This is a genomic window from Citrobacter sp. GW821-FHT07H02, assembly GCF_059418505.1.
In genome coordinates, this window is record NZ_JBWKPZ010000010.1 from 15,479 (window position 1) to 42,080 (window position 26,602).

Consider the following 26,602-nt stretch of genomic DNA (forward strand, 5'->3'; position numbering starts at 1 on the left):
AGAAAACGGCCCAAAGATAGGACCGTTCGGATCTCAAAAATCCAGCATCCCGTTCACTCAAAACATATTAAGTGAACGGTGTTATGCCGAGGCAGTTTTTTTTATTTTACAGCGCGATATCCGCGACCTCTTTACGCTCTGGCTGAGCCTGAGGTTTCAGTTGCGGTTGTGGCGCAGCGTCCGCCACCTGCGGCTTGTCATATTTCAGACCCAGCACTTCGCTGGTGTACTGCAACTCTTGTTCCGTCGCCTCAACGTTACCGTTCAGTTTTGTTCCGTATGACGGCACAATCGTTTTCAGTTTCGCCTGCCATTGCGGACTGGCGACTTTATCTTTAAACACTTTTTCCATCAGATGCAGCATGATCGGTGCCGCTGTTGATGCACCCGGTGACGCGCCCAGCAGCGCCGCAATGGTGCCGTCTTTGTCGCTTACCACTTCGGTGCCCAGACGCAATACGCCGCCTTTGTCTGCATCACGCTTGATGATCTGCACACGCTGACCCGCCTGCCACAGACGCCAGTCTTCTTTCTTCGCTTGCGGATAGTACTCTTTCAGCGCCTCAAAACGGTCGTCATCGCTCAGCATGACCTGGCTCATCAAGTATTTCACCAAATCAAAGTTGTCCAGCCCCACGTTAACCATCGGCATAAAGTTCGATGTTGTGGTTGAACTCATCAGATCCCACAGCGAACCGTTTTTCAGGAATTTGGTCGAGAAGGTCGCAAATGGCCCAAACAGCACGACACGTTTGCCGTCCAGAACACGGGTATCGATATGAGGTACGGACATCGGCGGCGCGCCGACAGAAGCCTGACCGTACACTTTCGCCAGGTGGCGATTCACCACATCCGGGTTATCCGAGACGAGGAACTGACCGCCCACCGGGAATCCGGCATAGCCATCGGCTTCCGGAATACCGGACTCCTGCATCAGTTTCAGCGCCGCACCACCCGCGCCGATAAAGACAAACTTCGCTTTGATGTCGTGCTCTGCTTCACCGTTTTTCAAATCGGCAACGGTCACAGTCCAGGAGTTATCCGCGTTACGCTTAAAGCCACGAACTTCCGTGTTCACTTGCAGCGCAAAGTTTGGTTTTTTCTGTAAAGAGGCGATCATCTGACGGGTAATTTCACCGTAGTTCACGTCAGTACCGATTTCAGTACGCGTGGCGGCCACTTTCTGTTTCGGGTCGCGCCCTTCCATCACCAGCGGTGCCCACTCTTTGATCTGCGCGTGATCTTCGGAGTAACGCATACCGCGGAACAAGGTGCTCTGCTGGAGCGCCGCATAGCGGGCGCGCAGGAAGTTCACGTTCTCGTCGCCCCAGACGAAGCTCATGTGCGGAACGGTCGTGATAAAGGAACGCGGATCGTGGAGTACGCCGCTGTTGACCTGATGCGCCCAGAACTGGCGAGAAATCTGGAAGGATTCGTTGATGTCGACGGCTTTTTCAATGCTGATGGATCCATCGGCTTTCTTCGGCGTGTAGTTCAGCTCCATGAGTGCGGAGTGCCCTGTCCCGGCGTTGTTCCAGCCGTTTGAACTCTCCTGCGCAACGCCATCCAGTCGCTCGACCATGGTCATGGACCATTCCGGCTCCAGCTCCTGTAGATACGTTCCAAGGGTGGCGCTCATAATACCGCCGCCAATTAACAGTACATCCGTTTCTTGCTCTTCGGCCGCTTTCGCTTGTGCTGCCACAGAGACAACATTCAGCCCCACGGCCAGGGTGAAGAGCATGGCCGTCGCTTTTTTCATCATGTTAATGCCTTACTTTGAGTATCGCTTTTGCTTTTCGCAGGTGAAAATCAATCGGCATTAACGTTAACATTTAAGTCATAAAATTTAAATATTGTTTATAAATTACATTAAAATTTTAAAGTTATTGTTGAATATTTGAATGTTTATCAACCTAAAGGAGGAAAATCGTCGCCAGTCCCAGAAAAATGAAGAAGCCACCAGTGTCCGTTAGCGCCGTGATCATCACGCTGGAACCCACCGCCGGATCGCGGCCAAACTTCAGCATCGTCATGGGTATGATGACCCCCATCAACGCGGCGACCAGCAGATTGAGCACCATGGCTAAGGTCATCACCGCCCCCAGCGCCATATCGTCATACAGCCACCAGGTCACGCCCCCCATGATCCCGCCCCAGACCAGCCCATTGATCAACGCGACGCCCATCTCGCGCAGGATCAGGAAGGTTAAATTCCCCGGCTGAATATGCTGCAACGCCAGCGCCCGCACGATCATCGTGATGGTCTGATTCCCGGTATTCCCCCCGATCCCGGCGACAATCGGCATCAGAGAGGCCAGCGCGACCAGTTGCGAAATGGTGTGTTCAAAACCATCAATCACGCGGGAGGCGATAAACGCAGTACACAGATTGATCGCCAGCCACGCCCAGCGGGTTTTCACCGCTTTCGTGACCGGGGCAAAGACGTCTTCCTCCGCGCTTAATCCCCCCATGCGCCGCAGGTCGGTATCCGTTTCTTCATACACCACATCGACAATTTCATCGATGGTTAAGCGGCCCATTAACTTACCGGACGTATCCACCACCGCGGCGCTGACCAGGTTGTCACGCTCGAAGGTACGCGCCGCGTTCTCGGCTTTGTCTTCCGGGGCGAAGGTCATGGGGTCATCATCCATGACCTCACTCACCTTTTTCTGCGCATCATTGAGCAAAATACAGGTTAACGTCAGCTCGCCGACAAGCGTTTTTTTCCGATTGATAACAAAGAGTTTATCGGTGTTTTCCGGCATTTTTCCCAAACGGCGTAAATAGCGCTGCACCACTTCTAAGGTCACGTCCGGGCGCACCGTAATGACTTCGAATTCCATGATCGCGCCAACGCGATTTTTCTCGTAGTGCATGACCTGGCGAACGCGGGCGCGTTCTTCCGGCGGCAAGGTCGCCAGCAGCCGCCCGGTGAGATTACGCGGCAAATGCTGCACCAGATAAATCTGTTCATCGATGTCGAGATACTGCAACGCATCCAGCAGCGCGCGGTCGGTCATTTCGTCAATCAAATCGTCCCAGACGTTTTCTGAGGCTTCAATCAACACTTTGCCGCGTTTTTCACTTTCAACCAGTCGCCACAGCGCGTGACGCTCTTCGGAAGGCAACGCCTCCAGGGTATCGGCGAGATCGGCAGGCGGCAGGTGAGCGACCAACGCCCCTACCTCAGCAATATCGTCGGATAACGTACCGACGTCATATTGCTCAGCCAGGGTGAGTTTGCCTAACAGGGTGGAAATAACGGCTTTATCAGTGGTCAGCAACCAGATGAGGCGGGCACGCTCTTCATCACGTTGCCTGGCGGTATTTTTCGTTGTTACGGTCATTAGTTATAAATCCAGATTATGGAATGCCAGTAAGGATGGCCCCCAAAAATGTAAATAACAATAAACGGTCAACGTGGTTGGATAAAAAAGCGGCGTTATACAGGGGATAGACGGCCCGATACGCGTAGCGCTATCGGGCAATTAGGCCGGATGAGGCTACGCCTCATCCGGCCTTGGTGGTCAGGCGGTACGCGCTACCGCATCGCGTGACGCGGCATCACGCTCATCACCCACCAGCTCGCTAAGCTGTCCATTGCGCATTTCGAGCAGACGGTCGGCGTGAATAAAGTAGTGATCATCGTGGCTGATGGCAAAAATGGTTTTTCCCATTTCCTGCATTAGCGGCAGCAGCACCTGGTAGAATTCGCGGCGGAAATGCGGATCCTGATCGGCGGCCCACTCATCCAGCAGGATGATGTCACGCTCTTCCGCCAGCGCCAGCAGCAGCGCCACGCGTTTTTTCTGCCCTTTTGACAGCTTCAGGTTCAGAATACGCCCATCGCTTAACTCAAGTTTGTGCGCCATTTTCAGGTGCTCAAGCCACTTCTGCACCAGCGCGGGATCGGCGGGTTTTCCTTCCGGCCCCAGCAACTGATCAAACAGCCAGACATCGGTAAATACGGCGGAAAAGAGCTTACGATAGTCTTCAGGTTTATCCACCGGGACCGCTTCGCCATCCAGCAGAATTTCGCCGGATTGCGGCTGGTATAACCCGGTCAACAACATCGCCAGCGTTGATTTTCCGCTCCCGTTACCGCCAATCAGGAACAGCAACTCCCCCCGATGAATAGTCAGATTGACTGGCCCCACCGAAAACGCATTGTCCTGGTAGTGGAACATGACATTACGCAACTCCAGCGTTTTCCAGTTCGGAAATGCGTTGGGGCGTGGGAACTCGGCTTTAAACGGCGCCAGAGAAAATTTATTGAGCTTATTGAACGCCACCTGAGCGGTGAGCAAGGTCGGGAGCGCCCCCACCGCAGATAACAGCGGCGTGCGCAGGAAAAGCAGCGTCAGAGAGTAGGTTGCGGCCACGTTAGTGTCTGCCCAACCGAGGCTATTTGCCATCCAAAAGACCAGCCCAATCGCCCCCAACATCATGATATTCGACCAGTTGACGGCACTGAGATGGAAGGTGTCAGCGCGAATAATGTGATGACGGTACTCTTTGGCATCCGGCACATACAACTGATTAAAAATATGTTCCGCGCGCTCACGGTTCAGGGTCAGTTCTTTACGCCCTTCCAGCACGGTCTGATAGTCGTTATACAGTTTGTCTTCCGTTTCGCGCAGCGTCGCCATATGCCGGTAAACACGCGCCACCAGCACGAATCCGCCCCAGATGGTTACCGCCACCCAGATTGCAGTGACCAACAACATTTTGGTTGAGAGCATGGCGAGATAGGCCGCAGACCCGAGGGTCAGGATGATGCCCTGCACCAGTTCAGGCAGGCGCACAAACGCAATGGTGATGTTGCGGATGTCGCTGGTTAAACCGGCGAGTAACGAAGCGCTGCCCAGTTGTTCGATACGTTCAACACGAGTATCCAGAATACGTTTGATAAACTCGCTGCGCAGACGGTAGACAAAATGGTGTCCCAACGTCGTCAGCGCCAGTTGTGATCCAAGCGTCACCGCCATCAGCAACACCAGCAATCCGAGAAATTCCGGTAATACCATCAGCGAGGCGTCGGCCGTTTCGATCAAACGTTGATTGATAAAGGCAATCAACCCAATACCCAGCGCCGCACTGGCGAGGCTGAGCGCCATGACGCTGATAAATGGCCAGCGATACTGCCGCCAGACAAGAAGAAGAAGTTCCATGCAGACAACCCGGACAAGTAATGACAGCCCGCAGTTTAAACATCTCAACGCCGACAGCAATAATAATTCTTATTTTAATTCCCTTTTACCCGCCTGCCGGAATGTTAGATTGTAGCGACAGTCGGCGGTTAACGGATGAAAACCCGATTTAAGCGGTTGTATACCATGATAAAACAACCGGGATTCTCCGCCCCAGACCACAACATCGCCATGCTCAAGTAAAAGCCGTTTTAACGGGTCATTGCGGTGCAAGCCACCAAACTGGAAGACAGCGGGCAACCCAAGCGAAACCGAGACAATGGGGGCGCGCAGGTCAGGCTCATCTTTATCCTGATGCAGCGACAACTTCGCCCCTGGCGCATAACGGTTGATAAGACAAGCGTCTGGCATAAAGTCGGGGTAGCCTGCCGCCGTTGCGGCCTGTTGGCACAGGCTGGCGAAAGATTCAGGCAAGGGTGGCCAGCGCTCACCCGTCAACGGGTCGACGGGCGAGTACAGATAACCGTGCTGATCGGTGGTCCAGCCCAGCGGGCCGCAGTTGGTCATCGCCACTGACATGGTGTACCCGCCGGGTGTGACCATATGGCGAAACGGTGACTGACTGGCAATCGCCAAAATATCCTGCAGCAGTCTCTGCGACGCGCTGAAAGCAAAACGACGCAGGATAACCGCGCCTGGCGCCAGTGGCTCTTGCCAGGGCTCAGCGTCCACAAACAGGTCCAGCATCATGACTCCTCACGTTGCGTCTCGCGCTTGAGCAATTGCGCCTTACGCGCCACGCCCCAGCGATAGCCGGAAAGCGAGCCATCGCCCCGCACCACACGATGACAGGGGATCACTATCGCCAGTTTATTTGCCCCACAGGCGCTGGCAACGGCACGCACCGCTTTCGGTTTTCCAATGGCGTTGGCGACCTGCTGATAACTGACCGTTTCACCGCAGGGAATGGCGCGTAATGCCTGCCAGACCTGTTGCTGAAATGCGGTCCCCTGGATGTCCAGCGGTAAAGCCAGCGGCGTGTTGCGGGCATTGATGCTGGTAATCACCTGCTGTACCCGTTGCTGAAAATCCGCATCCGCAGGTTCATCCCGTGCGGCGGGAAACATTTCATGCAATCCGGCGATAAGCCCGGCATCGTCGTCACCTAACAGGATCGCACAGATCCCGCGTTCACTTTCCGCCACCAGGCAGCGCCCCAGCATACAGTCCGCTATGGTAAAGCGAACGGTCACCTTGTCGCCCCCTTTGCGAAACTGCTTCGCCGTCATACCTAGCGTTTCATCGGCTTTACGGTAGTAACTGCTGCTATCAGGATAGCCGGCGTTAAGGAGTGCCTGCGTTACCGTCTCCCCTTTTACCAGCGCGTCGCGCAAACGGCGGGCACGATACGACTGCTGCCACGCTTTCGGGGTCATTCCCGTCGTTGCTTTAAACAAACGATGTAAATGAAACGGACTCATGGCAACGTCCTGCGCCAGAGCCTCTAATGTGATGGGTGTATCCTGTTCCAGCAAATGGCACGCGCGGGTGATTTTATCCAGCCGCTGTTGATGGGCGTTTTCTTTGTCAGGCTGACAACGTTTGCAGGGACGGAATCCTGCGCTCAGCGCTTCAGTGGCATCCCCGAAAAAACGGACGTTTTTACGCAGGGCATGCTTCGCCCGACAGGAGGGTCGACAGAAGATCCCCGTCGTCGTCACCGCAAAGACAAACTGGCCGTCGGCATTGGGATCGCGTTCCACTACCGACTGCCAGCGTTGATCATCGTTTACTCGTAAGACATTTTTCATCATGGACTCCTTCGGTAAGCATAGTGCTTAGTGTGTCCACAAACCATCGAACGAAAACCCGCAATCTTGCTTTTTAATTTTTCTCGCTGATGAGAAAGCCCTGGAACTGCGGAGACATCCAGGTCTTAAAGCCGTCGCCTTCTTTGACGATCATATAAACGGCCAGCCCTTCACGGCGAACCACCTCTTTCGCTTTTTCGGTGCCGAGCACCATCAGTCCTGTATCCCAGCCATCGGCTTCCAGCGCCGTCGGGGCTATCACCGTCACCGACACCAGGTTGTGCTCAATAGGACGTCCGGTTTGCGGATCAATAACATGAGAGACGCGTTTACCGTCCAGCTCATAATAGTTGCGATAGCTGCCGGACGTGCTGATGCCATGCCCGTTGATATCGACAATCGCCTGCACCGCATTTTCCTGGTCTGTCGGTTTCTGGATAGCCACCCGCCACGGATGCCCTTCGGCATTCATGCCACGACTGCTCAGCGCGCCGCCAACCGAAACCAGATAGCGGGAGAGACCTTCCTGTTCCATCAGATACGCCAGGTGATCCGCTGCATATCCCTCACCAACGGTGGAGAGATCGACGTACAAGTCCGCGATATCTTTTTGCAGATACTGTTGCCGTGCCTGCTCAATAACCGTCAGATGCGCCAGGCCGGTTTTGGCTTTTGCGACATCAATCTGTTCCTGAGTGGGGATCTTCACCGGCTGTTGATCCGGGCCAAAACCCCACAGATTGACCAGCGGACCGACGGTAATGTCCATCGCCCCGTCCGTTTTTGCGCCAATACGCAACGCGGAGGTGACTATATCGGCCATCGCTTCACTGACGGGCCAGGGCGAGAGACTTTGCGACTGGTTAAAGCGCATTAATGCGGAATCATTTTTATAGGTGGAGAGCAGTTGATCGTCAGCATCAAGCTGAGTCTGAATCCGGACCTGTAGATCCTGGAGGCGTTTGGCATCGACGCCCACAACACTGACGCGCCAGAAGGTTCCCATCGTTTTACCTTCCAGCACCTGCGCTTCGGGAACTGGCTTAACTGGCTGTGGGGCGTTATCGCATCCCATAAAAAAGAGCGTGGCAGCCAACAGGACCGCCCGAAAAGAAGTCATTTCCATACGTGATTATCCTCATGCGAACGGGCGCAAGAGTACACCAAAAACAGTTATTTGTACGCCGGAATAAAGGCATTAAAAAAGGACCCGCAGGCCCTTTAGGTGACAAAACCGACAATTAGAACTGGTAAACCAGGCCCAGAGCGACGATGTCATCGGTGCTGATACCGGCATCGTTGGTAAAGCGGTTGTCATCCAGCAGGTTGATTTTGTAATCAACATAGGTGGACATGTTTTTGTTGAAGTAGTAAGTCGCGCCAACATCAACATATTTCACGATGTCCTGATCGCCGTAGCCACGGCCCAGGTCTTTACCTTTGGACTGCAGGTAGGCAACGGACGGACGCAGACCGAAGTCGAACTGGTACTGTGCAACCACTTCGAAGTTCTGTGCTTTGTTAGCCCAACCCAGATCGCCAGTGCGAGTCGCGTTGTAAGTCTGGGTGTATTGTGCAGCCAGGTAAACGTTGTTGGCGTCATATTTCAGACCACCGGTGTAGGTTTCAGCACGATCGCCGGTACCGATAAAACCAGAGTTGTTCTGATCAAAGGTACGGTTAGAACCAGAAACCGCAGCACCGATACCGAAGCCTTCACCGATATCATAAGTGATAGAACCGCCAACACCTTCGTCGTTCTGTCTCAGAGCATCGCGACCGTTGTTCGTCTGGTCTTCACCGCTTGGGCTACCGTTTTTACCCTGATACTGAATGGCGAAGTTCAGACCATCAACCATACCGAAGAAGTCAGAGTTACGGTAGGTCGCGAAGCCGTTACCACGCTGTTGCATGAAGTTGTCAGAACCGTAGGTGTCGCCGCCGAATTCCGGCAGAACGTCGGTCCAGGAGGTCACGTCGTAAACCACACCGTAGTTACGACCGTAGTCGAATGAACCGGCATCACCGAATTTCAGACCGGCAAACGCCAGACGGGTCCAGGAATCATTTTGGTTTTCAGACGTGTTACCCTGAATCTGGTATTCCCACTGGCCGTAACCGGTCAGTTGGTCATTTACCTGGGTTTCGCCTTTGAAGCCAAGACGCATGTAGGTCTGATCGCCATCAACGCTGTCGTCATCGGAGAAATAGTGCAGACCGTCGACTTTACCGTACAGATCTAATTTGTTGCCGTCTTTGTTATAAATTTCGGCCGCATTTGCGGTACCCGCTACCAGCAGAGCCGGTACCAGGAGGGACAGTACTTTAACTTTCATTTTGTAAACCCTCTGTTATATGCCTTTATTTGCTTTTTTTATTGCCACTGCATACTGGTTAACCCTCATTAACCAGTCGGCAACTTCATTCTCCTCAAAATGACAGAATAATCCAACACGAATATGATACTAAAACTTTTAAAATGTTTCATTTATCGGCATAGATGTTTCCAAATGTTAATTTCGTGGAACTTTTTTTAAATCGGAAAATGCAAAAAATAAGCACGAATTAACAAGATGCATTAATTTTCACCTTAAAAACAGAATGTTACGCACATATAATTCATAGCACTGAATGACAAAACAAAAAACTCGCCGATCACTAAAATAAAGACGCTATCATCATTAACTTTATTTATTACCGTCATTCATTTCTGAATGTCTGTTTACCCCTATTTCAGCCGAATGCACTGCATTCGGTTTTTTTTTACCCTTCTTTACACTGTTCCCTTTCACATTGTGCTACGACGTAAAAAAGAGTCACGGAAATTCAGCGTTTTCTTCCACGCACGCTCAGAATTAATGTCAAAAATATTATCTTGTTATTTAATGCTGCATTTTTCAGTATTTTCCTAAATATCTGTACCCCATTTCATGCGATGTACACATTTATACAGTAGCAATGCTTATCCCTCAGGCAGACGGAAATGCAGTGTCGGTAAGAGGCGAGAGTCTGGAAATTCACACATTACCCTTTATACTGCCCTATCTCCTTTCGCCTTGTTAACAGGTCATAAACACGAATGCGTCAGACTGACACAACGGTTTCTACCCGATTCTCCCTTCTGCCGGGAAGCATTACCCGTTTCTTCTTATTACTGATCATTGTGTTGCTGGTGACGATGGGTGTTATGGTGCAAAGCGCCGTGAATGCCTGGTTGAAAGATAAGAGCTATCAGATTGTCGATATCACCCACGCGCTGCATAAGCGGGTCGATACCTGGCGCTACGTAACGTGGCAAATTTATGACAACATCGCCGCAACCGCTAACCCTTCAACAGGGGAAGGTCTGCAAGAAACGCGGCTGAAACAAGATGTCTACTATCTGGAGAAACCGCGTCGTAAGACCGAGGCCCTCATTTTTGGCTCCCATGACAGTTCAACGCTGGAAATGACCCAGCGTATTTCAACCTATCTGGATACGTTGTGGGGTGCCGAGACCGTACCGTGGTCCATGTATTACCTGAACGGACAGGACAACAGCTTAATCCTCATCTCCACATTGCCGCTTAAAGATCTTGCGTCCGGCTTTAAAGAGTCGACTATTGGTAATATCGTCGACTCACGACGCGCGGAAATGCTGCAACAAGCGAACGCGCTTGATGAAAGAGAAAGTTTCTCTTCTCTGCGTCATCTGACATGGCAAAACGGGCATTACTTCACGTTACGCACCACCTTTAACCAACCCGGACATCTGGCGACCGTGGTCGCATTCGATCTGCCGATTAACGATCTGATCCCACCTGGCATGCCGCTGGACAGCTTTCGTCTTGAGCCTGACGCCACGCCAACGACCGTACATAATAATGAAAAAGAGTCGCCAGACAGCGTCAGCATCAGTTTTAACAGCGCTAAAATTGAAATTTCATCAGCCCTGAACTCAACCGATATGCGTCTGGTCTGGCTGGTGCCTTTCGGGACGCTGCTGCTTGATACGCTGCAAAATATCCTGCTGCCGTTGCTGCTCAATATTGGTCTGCTCGCGCTGGCGTTGTTTGGTTACACCACCTTCCGCCACCAGCCAGGTCGCTCGACGGAGGTTGCGCCCAATACCGCGGCAAATAATGAACTGCGTATTCTGCGTGCAATAAATGAAGAGATTGTCTCCCTGCTGCCTCTCGGTCTGTTGGTTCATGACCAGGAAGCCAATCGGACAGTGATCAGCAATAAAATTGCCGATCATCTGCTGCCACACTTAAATTTGCAGAACATCACCAGCATGGCGGAACAGCATCAGGGGATCATTCAGGCCACTATCAATAATGAGCTGTATGAAATTCGCCTGTTTCGTAGCCAGATTGCGCCGCGCACCCAGATCTTTATCATCCGCGATCAGGATCGTGAGGTGCTGGTCAATAAGAAGCTTAAGCAAGCACAGCGGTTGTATGAGAAAAACCAGCAGGGTCGTGCCGCATTTATGCAGAATATCGGCGCGGCATTGAAAGAGCCGGTACGGATGCTGGCGGTTAACGCCGCCGCATTGAATACCCCTGACAGCCAAAAACTGGCTAATCAGGCTGATGTGCTGGTACGTATGGTGGATGAAATTCAACTCGCGAACATTCTGGAGAATGATAGCTGGAAGAGTGAATCGACACTGTTCTCTGTTCAGGCGCTGATCGACGAAGTCGTGCCGGAAGTCCTGCCGGTAATTAAGCGCAAAGGCCTGCAACTGTTGATCAATAACCACCTTAGCGCCAGCGACGAGCGCCGTGGCGATCGCGACGCTCTACGCCGGATCTTGCTGCTGCTCATCCAGTACGCCGTCACCACGACTCAGATCGGTAAAATCACCCTTGAAGTTGATCAGGACGAGTCCGCAGAAGAACGTCTGACCTTCCGCATTCTGGATACCGGTGAAGGTGTGGCACCGAATGAAATAGATAATCTGCATTTCCCGTATATTAATGAAACGCAGGGCGACCGTTACGGCAAAGCGAACCCGCTCACCTTCTGGTTGTGCGATCAGTTAGCCCGCAAACTCGGCGGTCATTTGAATATCAAAACGCGGGAAACGCTCGGTACGCGCTATACCGTCCATGTTAAAATGACGCCGCACGACCAGCATGCTGAAGTCGAAGAGCGCCTGCTTGATGACGTTTGTGTGATGGTTGATGTCACCTCTAACGACGTGCGCAACATTGTGGTTCGCCAACTGGAAAACTGGGGCGCGACTTGCCTCACTCCGGACGAACGGCTGGTAAGTCAAGAATATGATCTCTTTTTAACGGATAATCCGTCTAATCTTACTGCCTCGGGCTTGCTTTTAAGCGATGATGAGTCAGGCGTGCGAAAAATCGGCCCTGGCCAACTGCGCGTCAACTTTAATATGAGCAATGCTATGCAGGAAGCTGTCTTACAACTTATCGAAGAGCAACTGGCGCAGGAAGACATTCCTGAGTCCCCTCTGGGAGGAGATGAAAACGCCGAACTTCATGCCAGCGGTTATTACGCGCTATTTGTAGACACAGTACCGGATGATGTTAAGAGGTTGTATACTGAGGCGGAAACCAGCGATTTTGCTGCGCTGGCCCAAACGGCCCACCGCCTGAAAGGGGTGTTTGCCATGCTTAATCTGGTACCCGGCAAGCAGTTATGTGAAACGCTGGAACATCTTATTCGTGAGAAAGATGCTCCAGGTATAGAAAAATACATCAGCGACATTGACGCTTACGTCAAAAGCTTGCTGTAGCAAGGTAGCCCAATACATGAACAATATGAACGTAATTATTGCCGATGACCATCCGATTGTACTGTTCGGTATTCGCAAATCACTTGAACAAATCGAGTGGGTGAATGTTGTCGGCGAATTTGAAGACTCCACAGCACTGATCAACAATCTCCCTAAACTGGATGCGCATGTTTTAATCACCGACCTCTCAATGCCGGGAGATAAATACGGTGACGGGATCACCTTGATCAAATATATCAAGCGCCATTTCCCGAGCCTGTCGATCATTGTTCTGACCATGAACAACAACCCGGCGATCCTGAGCGCCGTGCTGGATCTCGATATTGAGGGCATCGTCCTGAAACAAGGCGCCCCTACCGACTTGCCAAAAGCGCTGGCCGCGCTGCAAAAGGGCAAAAAATTCACCCCGGAAAGCGTTTCTCGCCTGCTGGAAAAAATCAGCGCGAGCGGTTACGGTGACAAACGTTTGTCACCGAAAGAGAGTGAAGTCCTGCGTCTGTTCGCCGAAGGTTTCCTGGTGACGGAGATTGCCAAGAAGCTAAACCGCAGCATCAAGACCATCAGTAGCCAGAAGAAATCGGCGATGATGAAGCTGGGCGTGGAGAACGATATCGCGCTGCTGAACTACCTCTCTTCGGTAACGCTGAGTCCAAACGACAAAGATTGATAATTATTGAGCGTCACGAGCCTGATGGCGCGATGCCTGTCAGGCTTAGATGTTGATAATATCAGACCCAAAAGCCGGAGAAGGCGAAACCGCCCTCCGGCATTTTTATGTCCGCATTTTTCTGACCCGCTCAGCATAGAGCGCCAGCGTCTGTTGCAATACATCCAGGGTGACCGGTTTCGACAGGCAGCTATCCATACCCGACTCCAGACAACGTTGCTTCTCTTCCGCCAGCGCGTTGGCCGTTACGCCAACCACCGGCAGCGTCAGCCCTAACTGACGAATACGCTGTGTCAGGCGATAGCCATCCATATTCGGCATATTGACGTCGCTAAGCACAATATCGATAGCGTTTTTACTCAGTACATTCAGGGCATCAACACCGTCATTTGCCGTTTTGCACTGATATCCAAGCGATCCTAACTGATCGGCCAGCAGACGGCGGTTGATAGGATGATCGTCCACCACCAGAATCATCATATCGTCATTGGCATCGCCCACTTTCTCCGGTGCCGTCAGCGCCGTTGAGGCGTTTTCACTGTCCAGCTCAATACTGTAAATACGCGCCAGTAAACCCGGTAATTCGTGCGGCGACGCAACGCTATGCACCCACTCGCCCGCCGCTCTTTCCACCGGGATCCCGATATGGCGACGGCAGAAGATCACTGCGGCACGTCCCTGCCACGGCTGCTCCAGCGCATCATCGGTTATCAACACGTCATCTGGCGCGGGTTCCTGACCGTCATAACGGAGCACCTGCACGCCGTTACGCGCCAGACTGGATTCTACAAAATGGGCCAACGAGGCGTTACGCACCGCCAGCCAGCAGCGGGTTTGTGCAAGGCCGTCCACGGCTTTTCGCACCGGGAATTGCGCGCCATACAGAGGAATACGCAGCGTAAACTGGCTTCCCATGCCGGGTTCAGAATCCACGGAGATATCGCCGTCCATCATGCTGATCAGTTTTTCGCAGATAGCCAGCCCCAGGCCAGTTCCCTGGAAATTCCGCTGCACCCCGGTTCCCACCTGGAAGAAGGGATCGAACAAGCGCACCACTTCTTTCGCCGGAATCCCCACTCCCGTGTCGCGCACCCGAATGCTGAGATAGTCGCCGTTACACTGCACATGCAGCACAATGCAGCCCGTATCGGTGAATTTAATGGCATTGCTGAGCAGGTTGGAAATCACCTGCTGCAGACGCATCGGATCGCCATTCAGCGTGACCGGAACATCCGGTTCGATAAAGCAATACAGTCCTAGCTGTTTACGCACCACCAGCGGCAAATAGTTTGCCGTAATATGGCTCATCACTTCCCGGGGGGAAAACTCGCGTGGCTCAATCTTCAGTTGCTCAGACTCGATTTTTGAGAAATCGAGAATGTCACTAATGATTTTTAGCAGCAGGCTGGAGGAGTTGTTCATCGCCGTCACCAGGCGATCCACCCCTTTCGGCAGCTCTTTGGTTTGCAGCAGATCGAGGTTACCGATAATTCCGTATAACGGTGTGCGCAGTTCATGGCTGACCGTGGCGAGGAACATCGATTTAGACTGGCTGGCCTGTTCAGCCGCCTGCGCCATCTCCTGCAACGATTCTTCCATCTTCACGCGGGCACTCACATCCACCAGCACGCAAATCGCCACGTTTTCATTGCGATAGCGTGAATGCACAAAGCTAATTTGCAGGTTCGTGTTATTGCTGGTCAACACGTCCACAAAGTTGACCTGCTGCCCGCAGATGATTTGCGTCAGCCTCTGGCGATCCTCATGGGTGAGCATATTAAGGTAAGTATGCGCAAGTTCATTACTGAGGATATTGATGCCGTCGATGGTGCGCAAAATACAGATCCCCACGGGCGCGGAGGCAACAATTTTGCGGTTGAACTGTTCATGTTCTTCCAGTCGCTGGGCGTCACTTTCTGCTGGAATGAAAATCCGCCGTTCATACATGCGCGCCAGCGTAAACAAGGCTGCGCCGACCAGCACATTCAGTATAATTGCGTTAAGGATCAGCATACGGATGCGTTCGAGCACCAGATCGACAGGCACCGAGTAGACAATACTCAGGGACGACGGCGGCAAATTTTTCTTCAGCACCAGCTCGCGAAAACCTGGCGTGTAGCCAAACCAGGAGCGCTCCTGCATCCAGCGGGGTTCCGCTTTGATATTGCCATCCGGACCGGTCAGTGAAATTAAGGCATGGCCATTCTCATCCAGAATCGTTACCCCCATGGGGAGACTGCCTGGCGTGAAAAAGTTTTCCATGCGAATAGACTGTTCAACGCCGAGCAGCCCCTGCAGACGATTTGCCAGATAGACTGGGGTCAGCGCATAAAAATAACCGATGCCCGGCCGCGGTCCCTGACCTATCCAAAAGAGGTTATTCCCGCTCTCTTCCTGGGGCGCGTTACGGTACTTAACGATACGCTCGTGCAGCGCTTTCAACGCCGCATCACGCTCAACAGGCATATCGCGCAGACCAAAATTCGCCATACAGAGGTTATCGCTACCGATCAGAAATACGCGATTCAGGTCGTAAGCAGCGGAGAAATTGTCGCGCCAGTAGCGCATAAACCAGGACAGCGACTCCAGCGAACCCCGCCACATATTGCTCATGGCCGCGCAGTCGGAGTCAGCGAAAAGTGGTTCGAAAGTGGGCACTTCGGCCTTTTCGTCCCGCGCCCGCGAAGACATCACGCCGTTTTCCGCCGTGAGGCGATTTTCAGCAATGTACTTCAGCTCTTTCATCACGTCTGAGGTACGCTGAATGTAGCGCTGGGCTTGATCGGAACTGAGGTTAAACTCCTGACGAATTTCGGACTCTCGCTGATGCAGCGCATTCACGATGTAAAACACCGAAGCAAACGCAATCAAAAGCCAGATTAATAACGCCAACGCCCTGAACAGGTAGCGCGACACTTTCAGGGTGGTGCGGAAGGAAGCAAGGTATTTCAAAAGGGCGAAGCTCCGCCTCAGAATGTAAATAGAGTGTGATTAAGGTAGCGGTAAATGACCGACGTCGCAATGATCTCTCATGACGGGAATATGATGCACCGCTGAGAAACTTACGCCCTAATCACCGATAATCGGCGTTTGCCTGAAAAACACAACATGGAATTCAGCATGCGCTATCTACAATGGGTAATTCGCCGCTTATACCCACGACGCTTGCGAAACCAGATGATCCTGGTGGCCATATTGATGGTCATTATACCCACTGTTTCTATTGGTTATATCGTAGAAACTGAAGGCCGTTCAGCAGTATTGTCCGAAAAAGAGAAAAAACTGTCGGCCGTCTTAAGCCTTCTTGACGATGCATTAGGCGATCGTTTTAATCTCTACAGTGACCTGCCGCGAGAGGAACGCATTCGCGCGCTTAATGCTGAGTTAGGCCCCATCACAGAACGTATTACTGCCGCGTTTCCCGGAATTGGCGCTGGGTATTACAACCAGGCGTTAGACGCCGTTATCACCTATGCGCCCGCTGCGCTTTATCAACATAATGTCGGCATCACAATATCCCCCGATCACCCAGGCCGTGACGTCATGAGTAGCCATTCTGCGCTGGTGTACTCAGGAAAGCAGGTACGGGGCGATATTCTTAACTCCATGATCCCCATTGAGCGGCAGGGTAATGTTCTCGGCTATATCTGGGCCAACGAACTGACCGAAGACATTCGCCAACAAGCGTGGAAAATGGACGTCAGGATCATCACGGTGTTGGCCGCAGGCCTGATCGGTAGCCTGTTGCTGATCATCTTTTTTTCACGGCGGCTCAGCGCTAACATCGGTGTAATTACCGATGGCCTGTCGCTTCTTGCGCAAAATAGCCATATGCGTCTCCCCTCTCTGCCCGGTGAACTGGGGCAAATCAGCCAGAGTGTCAACGCCCTGGCGCAAACCTTGCGGGAGACCAAAACCCTTAATGATCTGATCATTGAAAACGCCGCCGATGGCGTTATCGCTATCGACCGACAAGGCGATGTCATCACGATCAATCCCGCCGCAGAACAAATCACCGGCTATACGCAACAGGAATTGGTGGGTAAATCTTATGCCAGCCTGTTTACGCACTCGCAATTTTACAGCCCGGTACTCGACACCCTGGCGCACGGAACGGAGCATCTGGCCCAGGAGATCAGTTTCCCTGCCCGCGATCGCACCATTGAGATCCGCGTCACCACCAGCCGAATTCATAATGCCTGGGGCGAGTTAATCGGCGCCCTGGTCATATTCTCCGACTTAACGGCCCGCAAAGAGAAACAGCGTCGGCAGGCGCAAACGGAAAGACTCGCCACCCTCGGAGAACTGATGGCGGGCGTGGCGCATGAAGTGCGCAACCCGCTAACGGCTATTCGTGGCTATGTGCAAATCATCCGCCAGCAGACAACTGAGCCGCTCCACCAGGAATACCTCTCCGTGGTGCTGAATGAAATCGACTCCATCAATAAAGTCATCCAACAGCTGCTAGATTTATCCCGACCCCGACAGAGCCAGTGGCAACAAATCCAGCTCAATGCACTGGTCGAGGAGACGCTTATCCTGGTACAAACCGCTGGCGTCCAGGCACGGATTTCATTCCACGTGGACTTAGATAACCAACTGTCTCCGATAGTCGCAGATCGTGAATTGCTCAGACAGGTGATTCTGAACGTATTAATTAATGCGGTGCAGGCGATCAGCGCCCGAGGGGAAATTCGTATTCGTACCTGGCAATACACGGCGTCACAACAGGCGGTGACGGTTGAAGACAATGGCTGTGGTATTGATATCGCCATGCAGAAAAAGATTTTTGATCCCTTTTTTACGACGAAAGCCTCAGGAACCGGTCTTGGACTGGCGCTAAGCCAGCGCATCATCAATGCGCATCAGGGCGATATCCGCGTTGCCAGCATGCCTGGCTGTGGGGCAATTTTCACGCTGATTTTACCGATTAACCCGCAGGGAACCGTCCCGGAATGAATTCCACCTACCGTATTCTCATCGTTGACGACGAAGACAATGTTCGCCGTATGCTGACCACCGCCTTTTCGCTGCAAGGGCATGAAACACTCTGTGCCAGCAACGGTAAGGCCGCACTGCACTGCTTTGAAGAAACAGAGCCGGACGTGGTGTTGATGGACATCCGTATGCCGGAAATGAGCGGTATCGAAGCGCTGAAAATCATGAGAGCCCAGCAGCCCCGAATCCCCATCATTTTGATGACGGCCTACGCTGAAGTAGAGACAGCCGTCGAGGCGCTCCGCAGCGGCGCATTTGATTATGTCATCAAACCCTTCGATCTGGACGAGCTCACTTTAGTTATTCAGCGAGCGTTACAACTCCAGGCCATGAAGCAAGAGATCCGCAGTCTCCACAAAGCGCTGAGTAGCAGTTGGCAGTGGGGACATATCCTGACCAACAGCCCTGTCATGATGGATATCTGTAAAGATACGGCCAAAATTGCCCTCTCCCAGGCCAGCGTACTGATCAGCGGGGAGAGTGGAACGGGGAAAGAACTGATTGCCCGCGCACTCCACTATAACTCCCGCCGGGCGAATGGCCCGTTTATCAAAATCAACTGCGCAGCACTGCCGGAATCGTTACTGGAAAGCGAACTGTTTGGCCATGAAAAAGGGGCATTTACCGGCGCGCAAACATTACGCCAGGGGCTGTTTGAACGTGCTCATCAGGGAACGTTATTGCTTGATGAAATCGGTGAAATGCCGCTCGTTCTCCAGGCCAAGCTGCTGCGTATTTTGCAGGAACGAGAGTTTGAACGCATTGGCGGGCACCAGACCATTCAGGTCGATATCCGCATTATTGCCGCCACCAATCGCGATCTCCACGCCATGGTAAAAGAAGGCGCTTTCCGCGAAGATCTGTTTTATCGGTTAAATGTGATCCATCTGATGCTACCTCCCTTAAAAGAGCGCCGGGAAGATATCCCCTTACTCGCCAACCACTTTTTACAAAAATTTAGCTCAGAAAATCAACGCGATATTATAGAGATCGACCCTACGGCAATGTCGATACTCACCGCATGGCCGTGGCCAGGCAATATCCGTGAGTTATCGAATGTGATTGAGCGTGCTGTTGTCATGAATACTGGCGCGGTTATTTTTGCTGAGGATTTACCCGCTCAGTTTCGCCTGCCGGTGAGCCCTGCCAGCGAAGTCAAAACGCCCCAACCGGGAGAGCGCAATCTGAAAGAAGAGATCAAGCGCGAAGAAAAACGCATTATCGTTGAGGTGCTTGAACAACAACAGGGAAACCGTACGCGCACCGCCCTTATGCTGGGGATCAGCAGACGCGCCCTGATGTACAAACTGCAGGAGTATGGTATTGACCCGGCTGATAATTGATACCGGAATCTGCTATGCAGAATTTTGCACAGTGCGCAAAATTCTGCCTATTCCTCCTCGTCTCACATACCCACCCACTCAAAAATAAACCTTCATAATTAATGTCTTAACTTATATTTTTGCTATTCCTCGCTTCTGGCATTCCGCTTGCTATTCCCTATGCGTACCCAACATGGAGTATGCAAAAGGGAAACATAATGAAAACAAAACTGATTACCTTACAGGACGCACCCGATTTTTTTCGTGACGGCATGACCATCATGGTTGGCGGTTTTATCGGCGTTGGCACCCCGCCCCGTCTGATCGAGGCCCTCCTTGATTCCGGCGTCAGGGATCTCACGCTAATCGCCAACGATACTGCCTTTATCGATACCGGTATTGGCCCGCTTATCGTCAATGGCCGGGTGAGTAAAGTTATCGCCTCGCATATTGGCACCAACCCCGAAACCGGTCGGCGAATGATTGCCGGAGAAATGGAGGTACAGCTGGTTCCACAAGGAACCCTGATAGAACAAATCCGCTGTGGCGGCGCGGGTCTCGGCGGTTTTCTGACCCCGACGGGCGTCGGCACTGTGGTGGAGGACGGTAAACAGACCATGACGCTCGACGGAAAAAAGTGGCTGCTTGAGCGTCCACTGCGTGCCGATCTGGCGCTGATCCGCGCCCACCGTGCCGACCCCCTCGGCAACCTCACCTATCAACTCAGCGCCCGCAATTTTAACCCCCTGATTGCCCTCGCCGCCGATATCACGCTGGTGGAACCTGACGAGCTGGTTGAAACAGGCTGCCTGTTGCCGGACCAGATTGTCACCCCAGGCGCGGTTATCGACCATATCGTTATTCCACAGGAGAGCTAATCATGGATGCTAAACAGCGTATTGCGCGCCGCGTGGCGCAAGAACTTCGTGACGGTGACGTCGTTAACTTAGGGATTGGCCTGCCGACACTGGTCGCCAATTATCTTCCCGCCGATATCCATATCACGCTGCAATCAGAGAACGGTTTTCTTGGGCTGGGTCCCGTCACCACTGCACATCCCGATTTAGTGAATGCTGGCGGGCAACCGTGCGGCATATTACCCGGCGCCGCGATGTTTGATAGCGCAATGTCGTTTGCACTGATTCGCGGTGGCCATGTTGATGCCTGCGTCCTCGGCGGATTGCAGGTGGATGAGAAGGCCAACCTCGCCAACTGGGTCGTTCCCGGCAAACTGGTGCCCGGTATGGGGGGCGCGATGGACCTGGTCACTGGCGCGCGCAAAGTGATCATTGCCATGGAGCACTGCGCGAAAGACGGTTCAGCCAAAATTCTGCGTTACTGCACCATGCCGCTAACCGCCCAGCACGCGGTACATATGCTGGTCACTGAGCTCGCCGTATTCCGTTTCATCGACGGCAAAATGTGGCTTACCGAAATCGCTGAAGAATGTGATATCGCCACGCTTCGCGCGAAAACCGACGCGCATTTTGACGTTGCAGCCAACCTGATAATCCAACGAGGTGATGCATGATTGGTCGTATCTCACGCTTTATGACGCGCTTTGTCAGCCGCTGGCTCCCCGATCCGCTGATCTTTGCCATGATGCTGACGCTGCTGACGTTTGGGATTGCGCTCTGGTTAACGCCACAAACCCCCATCAAGATGGTGAAATTTTGGGGTGATGGTTTCTGGAATCTGCTGGCATTCGGGATGCAGATGGCGTTAATCATTGTCACCGGACATGCGCTGGCCAGTTCCGGGCCGGTTAAAAGCCTGCTGCGTACCGCCGCGTCGGTCGCCAAAACCCCGGCACAAGGGGTGATGCTGGTGACGTTCTTTGGCGCGGTCGCATCCGTCATCAACTGGGGTTTTGGTCTGGTGGTGGGGGCGATGTTTGCCCGCGAAGTCGCCCGCCGGGTACCCGGCTCCGACTATCCTCTACTCATTGCCTGCGCCTATATCGGCTTTATCACTTGGGGCGGCGGCCTCTCCGGCTCGATGCCGCTGCTCGCCGCGACGCCAGGCAACCCGGTCGAACATATTGCCGGGTTAATTCCGGTCGGGGACACCATTTTCACCGGATTCAATATCTTCATTACGCTGAGTCTTATCGTGGTGATGCCGTTCATTACCCGTTTGATGGTGCCAAAACCGTCTGATGTCGTCTCCGTTGATCCCAAATTATTGCTGGACGACACTGATTTTCAGAAAACATTACCGGCTGATGCCCCGCCGTCTGAGAAACTGGAAGAGAGCCGCATTCTGACGCTGATCATCGGCGCGTTGGGTATTGCTTACCTGGCGTTCGACTTTGCAGAGAAAGGGTTCAATATCACGATTAACACCGTCAATCTGATGTTCCTGATTGCCGGATTGTTGCTCCACAAAACCCCCATGGCCTATATGCGTGCCGTCAGCGCAGCCGCCCGCAGTACCGCAGGTATTCTGGTTCAGTTCCCTTTCTACGCGGGAATTCAGCTGATGATGGAACACTCCGGCCTCGGGGGGCTTATTACCGAGTTCTTCATCAACGTCGCCAACAAAGACACCTTCCCCCTCATGACCTTCTTCAGCTCTGCGCTGATTAACTTTGCCGTGCCGTCGGGCGGCGGACACTGGGTCATCCAGGGCCCCTTCGTGCTTCCGGCTGCAGAGGCGCTGGGCGCCGATCTTGGCAAGTCGGTAATGGCGATTGCCTACGGCGAGCAGTGGATGAACATGGCGCAGCCGTTCTGGGCGCTACCTGCGCTGGCCATCGCCGGGCTTGGGGTGCGCGACATCATGGGTTACTGCATCACGGCCCTGCTCTTTTCCGGGATCATATTCGTCATTGGCCTGAGCGTGTTCTGACGACAACCTTTCACAGTAAGGAACAGAAGATGAAAAACAGTGTCATCGTCAGTGCGGCACGTACCGCCATTGGCAACTTTAACGGCGCGCTGGCAGCCACCAGCGCTATCGACCTTGGGGTAACGGCGATCAAAGCTGCGCTTGAACGTGCGCAACTCGATCCTCAACGGGTTGATGAAGTGATCATGGGCAATGTGCTTCAGGCGGGTCTGGGACAAAACCCGGCGCGCCAGGCGTTGTTAAAAAGCGGTCTTGCCGATACGGTTTGCGGTTTTACCGTCAACAAACTGTGCGGCTCTGGCCTGAAAAGCGTCGCGCTGGCCGCACAGGCGATTGCGACAGGGCAAGCGCAGGCCATCATCGCGGGCGGCATGGAGAACATGAGCCAGGCGCCCTATCTGCTGGATGCAAAAGCCCGTTGGGGCTATCGCCTCGGCGACGGACAATTATCCGACTCCATTCTGCATGATGGCCTGCTCTGCGCCATCCACGGTTACCATATGGGGATCACTGCGGAAAACATCGCCCGGGAATACGATATCAGCCGCGAGATGCAGGATGAACTGGCGCTCCACTCCCAGCGTAAAGCCGTAGCGGCGATGGAAAGCGGCGCGTTTCAGAAAGAGATCGTCCCCGTCACCATCACCTCGCGCAAGAAAACCCTGGTTTTTGACCGTGATGAATTTCCGAAAGCCGAAACCACGGCGGAAGGCCTCGCCGCGTTGCGTCCCGCTTTTGACAAACAAGGTACCGTGACCGCCGGTAACGCCTCAGGGATCAACGATGGCGCAGCGGCTCTGGTGGTGATGGACGAATCTGCCGCCCTGGCAGCTGGGCTGAAACCGCTTGCGCGTATTAAAGCCTGGGCCAGCGGCGGCGTCGCCCCCGCATTGATGGGGATGGGGCCGGTTCCTGCCACCCAAAAAGCGCTGCTACAGAGCGGGCTCCAGCTTTCTGATATCGATCTCATCGAAGCCAATGAGGCATTTGCCGCGCAGTTCCTTGCAGTGGGTAAAGTCCTTGGCTTTGATCCTCAGAAAGTGAATATCAACGGCGGTGCTATCGCGCTTGGGCATCCTATCGGGACCAGCGGCGCGCGTATTCTGGTCACGCTGCTTCACAGCCTGGAGGCGCACGATAAAACACTGGGGCTGGCGACATTGTGTGTGGGTGGCGGTCAGGGAATTGCGATGATTGTTGAACGGATGAACTAAACGAAAAAGGGCCGGAATTCCGGCCCTTTGCATATCAAGGTGATTACTCGTCAGCGTCTTCCGCGGAGTCGTCGGCATCGTCTGCGACGTCATCATCGCTTTCCACTTCCGGGGCGATGTCTTCGTCCCCTTCTGCGGCGCTACCGTCGATAGAATCCAGTTCTTCATCATCGACAGGCTCAGCAACACGCTGCAGACCCACCACGTTTTCATCTTCCGCAGTACGGATGAGGATAACGCCCTGGGTGTTACGACCCACAATGCTGATTTCCGACACGCGAGTACGCACCAGCGTACCGGCATCGGTGATCATCATAATCTGATCCGCATCGTCGACCTGCACCGCGCCGACAACAGAACCGTTACGTTCGGTGACTTTGATAGAGATAACCCCTTTCGTCGCACGCGACTTGGTTGGGTACTCTTCTACCGCCGTACGTTTACCGTAACCGTTTTGTGTTGCCGTCAGGATTGCGCCTTCACCACGTGGGATGATCAGCGAAACCACTTTGTCGCTCCCGCCTAAGCGAATACCTCGAACACCGGTGGTGTTGCAACCCATCGCACGAACCGAGGCTTCCTTAAAGCGAACCACTTTACCTTCGGCAGAGAACAGCATGACTTCATCATCACCGCTGGTCAGATCCACGCCAATCAGTTCATCGCCTTCGACCAGTTTGATCGCCACTTTACCGGCGGTACGCAGACGATTGAACTCGGTCAGAACGGTTTTCTTCACCGTACCGTTGGCGGTCGCCATGAAGACTTTCACGCCTTCTTCAAACTCAGTCACCGGCAGAATCGCGGTAATACGTTCATCCTGCTCAAGCGGCAGCAGGTTGACGATCGGACGGCCACGGGCGCCACGGCTTGCTTCCGGCAACTGATAGACTTTCATGGAGTAGACGCGGCCACGGCTGGAGAAGCACAGAATATGATCGTGCGTATTCGCCACCAGCAGTCGGTCAATAAAGTCTTCTTCTTTAATACGTGCGGCAGATTTACCTTTCCCGCCACGACGCTGCGCTTCGTACTCAGAAAGCGGCTGATACTTCACATAACCCTGGTGAGACAGCGTCACAACCACATCTTCCTGGTTGATCAGATCTTCAAGGTTAATGTCCGCGCTGTTGGCAGTGATTTCAGTACGACGCTTATCGCCAAACTGCTCGCGAATCAATTCCATCTCTTCGCGAATCACTTCCATCAGACGGTCGGCGCTGCCCAGAATGTGCAACAGTTCCGCGATCTGCTCCAGCAGCTCTTTGTACTCATCGAGCAGTTTTTCGTGCTCAAGGCCGGTCAGTTTCTGCAAACGCAGATCCAGGATCGCCTGTGCCTGCTGTTCGGTCAGATAGTATTGACCGTCACGCACGCCGAACTCTGGCTCCAGCCATTCAGGACGTGCCGCGTCATCACCCGCACGTTCCAGCATGGCAGCCACGTTGCCCAGATCCCAGGAGCGCGCGATCAATGCCGCTTTTGCTTCCGCAGGCGTTGGCGCACGACGGATAAGCTCAATGATCGGGTCAATGTTCGCCAGCGCAATCGCCAGTGCTTCGAGGATATGCGCACGATCGCGGGCTTTACGCAGTTCAAAAATAGTACGGCGAGTCACCACTTCACGGCGGTGACGCACGAACGCAGAAATAATGTCTTTCAGGTTCATGATCTTCGGCTGGCCATGGTGCAAGGCAACCATGTTGATACCGAAGGAGACCTGCAACTGCGTCTGGGAATAGAGGTTATTCAGTACCACTTCCCCGACCGCATCGCGTTTGATTTCAATCACGATGCGCATACCGTCTTTATCAGACTCGTCACGCAGCGCGCTGATACCTTCAACGCGTTTTTCTTTCACCAGTTCAGCAATCTTTTCGATCAGGCGCGCTTTGTTCACCTGGTAAGGGATTTCATGAACGATGATGGTTTCGCGACCGGTTTTCGCGTCAGCTTCCACTTCTGCGCGCGCGCGAATGTACACTTTACCGCGACCGGTACGATAGGCTTCTTCAATGCCGCGACGGCCATTGATGATCGCCGCTGTCGGGAAGTCCGGGCCAGGAATATGTTCCATCAGGCCTTCGACCGAGATGTCTTCGTCGTCGATATACGCCAGGCAGCCGTTGATCACTTCCGTCAGGTTATGTGGCGGGATGTTGGTCGCCATACCAACGGCGATACCGGACGAACCGTTCACCAGCAGGTTAGGAATTTTGGTCGGCATAACATCTGGAATTCTTTCGGTGCCGTCGTAGTTATCGACGAAATCCACCGTCTCTTTTTCCAGGTCTGCCATTATCTCGTGGGCGATTTTCGACATACGGATTTCCGTATAACGCATCGCTGCGGCGGAATCGCCATCGACAGAACCGAAGTTACCCTGGCCGTCAACCAGCATGTAACGCAAGGAGAATGGCTGCGCCATACGAACAATAGTGTCATAAACGGCAGTATCACCATGAGGGTGGTATTTACCGATTACGTCACCAACGACACGGGCAGATTTTTTGTAGGCTTTGTTCCAGTCATTGCCCAATACGTTCATGGCGTAAAGAACGCGACGGTGTACCGGCTTCAGGCCATCTCGGACATCCGGAAGCGCACGGCCAACAATGACCGACATCGCATAATCCAGATAGGAGCTCTTCAGCTCTTCCTCAATGTTGACCGGTGTAATTTCTCTCGCAAGGTCGCTCATCTAACCGCTATCCCTCTACTGTTTCCCGGATTCAAAGGTCGCAAATTATAACACAACCACGCTAATACAGGTAAACGGATTGCCTCCTCGAGAGGCTTTATTCGTCCCGTCAGGCTGATATACTCATCTGTCTT

The 26,602-nt window shown here is 53.2% G+C and carries 17 protein-coding genes; 8 read left to right on the forward strand and 9 right to left on the reverse strand.

The window, feature by feature from the left end:
* Nucleotides 1–106: 106 nt before the first annotated feature.
* The 7 genes from mqo to AC07NP_RS12045 form a co-directional block, all read right to left on the reverse strand.
* Nucleotides 107–1,762: a malate dehydrogenase (quinone) gene (mqo, locus tag AC07NP_RS12015; protein ID WP_494660665.1), complete on the reverse strand. Its 1,656-nt coding sequence runs from the start codon at nucleotides 1,760–1,762 to the stop codon at nucleotides 107–109.
* A gap of 154 nt (nucleotides 1,763–1,916) precedes the next feature.
* Nucleotides 1,917–3,353 (reverse strand): magnesium transporter, encoded by a 1,437-nt coding sequence (gene mgtE, locus AC07NP_RS12020; protein WP_203360615.1) that lies wholly within the window; start codon nucleotides 3,351–3,353, stop codon nucleotides 1,917–1,919.
* Between the two features lie 180 nt (nucleotides 3,354–3,533).
* Complete coding sequence (locus AC07NP_RS12025; RefSeq protein ID WP_494660613.1) at nucleotides 3,534–5,177, reverse strand: multidrug ABC transporter permease/ATP-binding protein; 1,644 nt, start codon at nucleotides 5,175–5,177, stop codon at nucleotides 3,534–3,536.
* A gap of 69 nt (nucleotides 5,178–5,246) precedes the next feature.
* Nucleotides 5,247–5,903, reverse strand: coding sequence for a DNA oxidative demethylase AlkB (alkB, locus tag AC07NP_RS12030; RefSeq protein WP_494660666.1), 657 nt, complete (start codon nucleotides 5,901–5,903; stop codon nucleotides 5,247–5,249).
* Entirely contained in the window at nucleotides 5,903–6,967 is a 1,065-nt protein-coding gene (gene ada, locus AC07NP_RS12035) for a bifunctional DNA-binding transcriptional regulator/O6-methylguanine-DNA methyltransferase Ada (RefSeq protein ID WP_494660667.1), read from the reverse strand. The genes alkB and ada overlap by 1 nt, the downstream gene beginning before the upstream one ends.
* Nucleotides 6,968–7,040: 73 nt before the next feature.
* Entirely contained in the window at nucleotides 7,041–8,093 is a 1,053-nt protein-coding gene (apbE, locus tag AC07NP_RS12040; RefSeq protein WP_494660614.1) for an FAD:protein FMN transferase ApbE, read from the reverse strand.
* A 115-nt stretch (nucleotides 8,094–8,208) separates the two neighbouring features.
* Nucleotides 8,209–9,303: a porin OmpC gene (locus tag AC07NP_RS12045; RefSeq protein WP_494660615.1), complete on the reverse strand. Its 1,095-nt coding sequence runs from the start codon at nucleotides 9,301–9,303 to the stop codon at nucleotides 8,209–8,211.
* A 743-nt stretch (nucleotides 9,304–10,046) separates the two neighbouring features.
* On the opposite strand from AC07NP_RS12045, the gene rcsD reads away from it, so the two are divergent.
* Both rcsD and rcsB read left to right on the forward strand, forming a co-directional pair.
* Nucleotides 10,047–12,716: a phosphotransferase RcsD gene (gene rcsD / locus AC07NP_RS12050; RefSeq protein ID WP_494660616.1), complete on the forward strand. Its 2,670-nt coding sequence runs from the start codon at nucleotides 10,047–10,049 to the stop codon at nucleotides 12,714–12,716.
* A 16-nt stretch (nucleotides 12,717–12,732) separates the two neighbouring features.
* Nucleotides 12,733–13,383 (forward strand): response regulator transcription factor RcsB, encoded by a 651-nt coding sequence (gene rcsB, locus AC07NP_RS12055; protein WP_203360610.1) that lies wholly within the window; start codon nucleotides 12,733–12,735, stop codon nucleotides 13,381–13,383.
* 105 nt (nucleotides 13,384–13,488) lie between these two features.
* Here the strand turns inward: rcsB and rcsC are convergent, their stop codons facing one another.
* The gene (rcsC, locus tag AC07NP_RS12060; protein WP_494660617.1) at nucleotides 13,489–16,335 is read right to left on the reverse strand and encodes a two-component system sensor histidine kinase RcsC; all 2,847 of its coding nucleotides are present in this window, start codon (nucleotides 16,333–16,335) and stop codon (nucleotides 13,489–13,491) included.
* 168 nt (nucleotides 16,336–16,503) lie between these two features.
* Between rcsC and atoS the strand changes: the two genes are divergently transcribed.
* The 6 genes from atoS to AC07NP_RS12090 all read left to right on the forward strand — a co-directional run bounded on the left by atoS (nucleotide 16,504) and on the right by AC07NP_RS12090 (nucleotide 23,767).
* A complete protein-coding gene (atoS, locus tag AC07NP_RS12065) occupies nucleotides 16,504–18,342 on the forward strand; it encodes a two-component system sensor histidine kinase AtoS (RefSeq protein WP_494660618.1) in 1,839 nt (612 codons plus the stop codon).
* The gene (gene atoC / locus AC07NP_RS12070; RefSeq protein WP_494660619.1) at nucleotides 18,339–19,724 is read left to right on the forward strand and encodes an acetoacetate metabolism transcriptional regulator AtoC; all 1,386 of its coding nucleotides are present in this window, start codon (nucleotides 18,339–18,341) and stop codon (nucleotides 19,722–19,724) included. Before atoS ends, atoC begins: the two co-directional genes overlap by 4 nt.
* Nucleotides 19,725–19,921: 197 nt before the next feature.
* Entirely contained in the window at nucleotides 19,922–20,581 is a 660-nt protein-coding gene (atoD, locus tag AC07NP_RS12075) for an acetate CoA-transferase subunit alpha (RefSeq protein WP_494660620.1), read from the forward strand.
* 2 nt (nucleotides 20,582–20,583) lie between these two features.
* Entirely contained in the window at nucleotides 20,584–21,234 is a 651-nt protein-coding gene (locus AC07NP_RS12080; RefSeq protein WP_192612858.1) for a 3-oxoacid CoA-transferase subunit B, read from the forward strand.
* Nucleotides 21,231–22,553: a TIGR00366 family protein gene (locus AC07NP_RS12085; RefSeq protein WP_203360604.1), complete on the forward strand. Its 1,323-nt coding sequence runs from the start codon at nucleotides 21,231–21,233 to the stop codon at nucleotides 22,551–22,553. The genes AC07NP_RS12080 and AC07NP_RS12085 overlap by 4 nt, the downstream gene beginning before the upstream one ends.
* A gap of 29 nt (nucleotides 22,554–22,582) precedes the next feature.
* Nucleotides 22,583–23,767, forward strand: a complete 1,185-nt coding sequence (locus AC07NP_RS12090) for an acetyl-CoA C-acetyltransferase (RefSeq protein ID WP_494660621.1) — start codon at nucleotides 22,583–22,585, stop codon at nucleotides 23,765–23,767.
* A gap of 43 nt (nucleotides 23,768–23,810) precedes the next feature.
* On the opposite strand, the gene gyrA is transcribed toward AC07NP_RS12090, so the two are convergent.
* Nucleotides 23,811–26,468 carry a DNA topoisomerase (ATP-hydrolyzing) subunit A gene (gyrA, locus tag AC07NP_RS12095; RefSeq protein ID WP_203360602.1) on the reverse strand — a complete coding sequence of 886 codons (2,658 nt, stop codon included), beginning with the start codon at nucleotides 26,466–26,468 and terminating at the stop codon, nucleotides 23,811–23,813.
* Nucleotides 26,469–26,602: the final 134 nt, after the last annotated feature.

Bases quoted from the DNA above. Each gene is read 5' to 3' on its own strand.
- atoC (WP_494660619.1), top strand. From the start codon at position 18,339: ATGAATTCCACCTACCGTATTCTCATCGTTGACGACGAAGACAATGTT.
- AC07NP_RS12085 (WP_203360604.1), top strand. From the start codon at position 21,231: ATGATTGGTCGTATCTCACGCTTTATGACGCGCTTTGTCAGCCGCTGG.
- AC07NP_RS12080 (WP_192612858.1), top strand. From the start codon at position 20,584: ATGGATGCTAAACAGCGTATTGCGCGCCGCGTGGCGCAAGAACTTCGT.
- rcsD (WP_494660616.1), top strand. From the start codon at position 10,047: ATGCGTCAGACTGACACAACGGTTTCTACCCGATTCTCCCTTCTGCCG.
- alkB (WP_494660666.1), bottom strand. From the start codon at position 5,903: ATGCTGGACCTGTTTGTGGACGCTGAGCCCTGGCAAGAGCCACTGGCG.
- atoD (WP_494660620.1), top strand. From the start codon at position 19,922: ATGAAAACAAAACTGATTACCTTACAGGACGCACCCGATTTTTTTCGT.
- AC07NP_RS12025 (WP_494660613.1), bottom strand. From the start codon at position 5,177: ATGGAACTTCTTCTTCTTGTCTGGCGGCAGTATCGCTGGCCATTTATC.
- AC07NP_RS12090 (WP_494660621.1), top strand. From the start codon at position 22,583: ATGAAAAACAGTGTCATCGTCAGTGCGGCACGTACCGCCATTGGCAAC.
- atoS (WP_494660618.1), top strand. From the start codon at position 16,504: ATGCGCTATCTACAATGGGTAATTCGCCGCTTATACCCACGACGCTTG.
- apbE (WP_494660614.1), bottom strand. From the start codon at position 8,093: ATGGAAATGACTTCTTTTCGGGCGGTCCTGTTGGCTGCCACGCTCTTT.
- ada (WP_494660667.1), bottom strand. From the start codon at position 6,967: ATGAAAAATGTCTTACGAGTAAACGATGATCAACGCTGGCAGTCGGTA.
- mgtE (WP_203360615.1), bottom strand. From the start codon at position 3,353: ATGACCGTAACAACGAAAAATACCGCCAGGCAACGTGATGAAGAGCGT.
- AC07NP_RS12045 (WP_494660615.1), bottom strand. From the start codon at position 9,303: ATGAAAGTTAAAGTACTGTCCCTCCTGGTACCGGCTCTGCTGGTAGCG.
- mqo (WP_494660665.1), bottom strand. From the start codon at position 1,762: ATGAAAAAAGCGACGGCCATGCTCTTCACCCTGGCCGTGGGGCTGAAT.
- rcsB (WP_203360610.1), top strand. From the start codon at position 12,733: ATGAACAATATGAACGTAATTATTGCCGATGACCATCCGATTGTACTG.
- gyrA (WP_203360602.1), bottom strand. From the start codon at position 26,468: ATGAGCGACCTTGCGAGAGAAATTACACCGGTCAACATTGAGGAAGAG.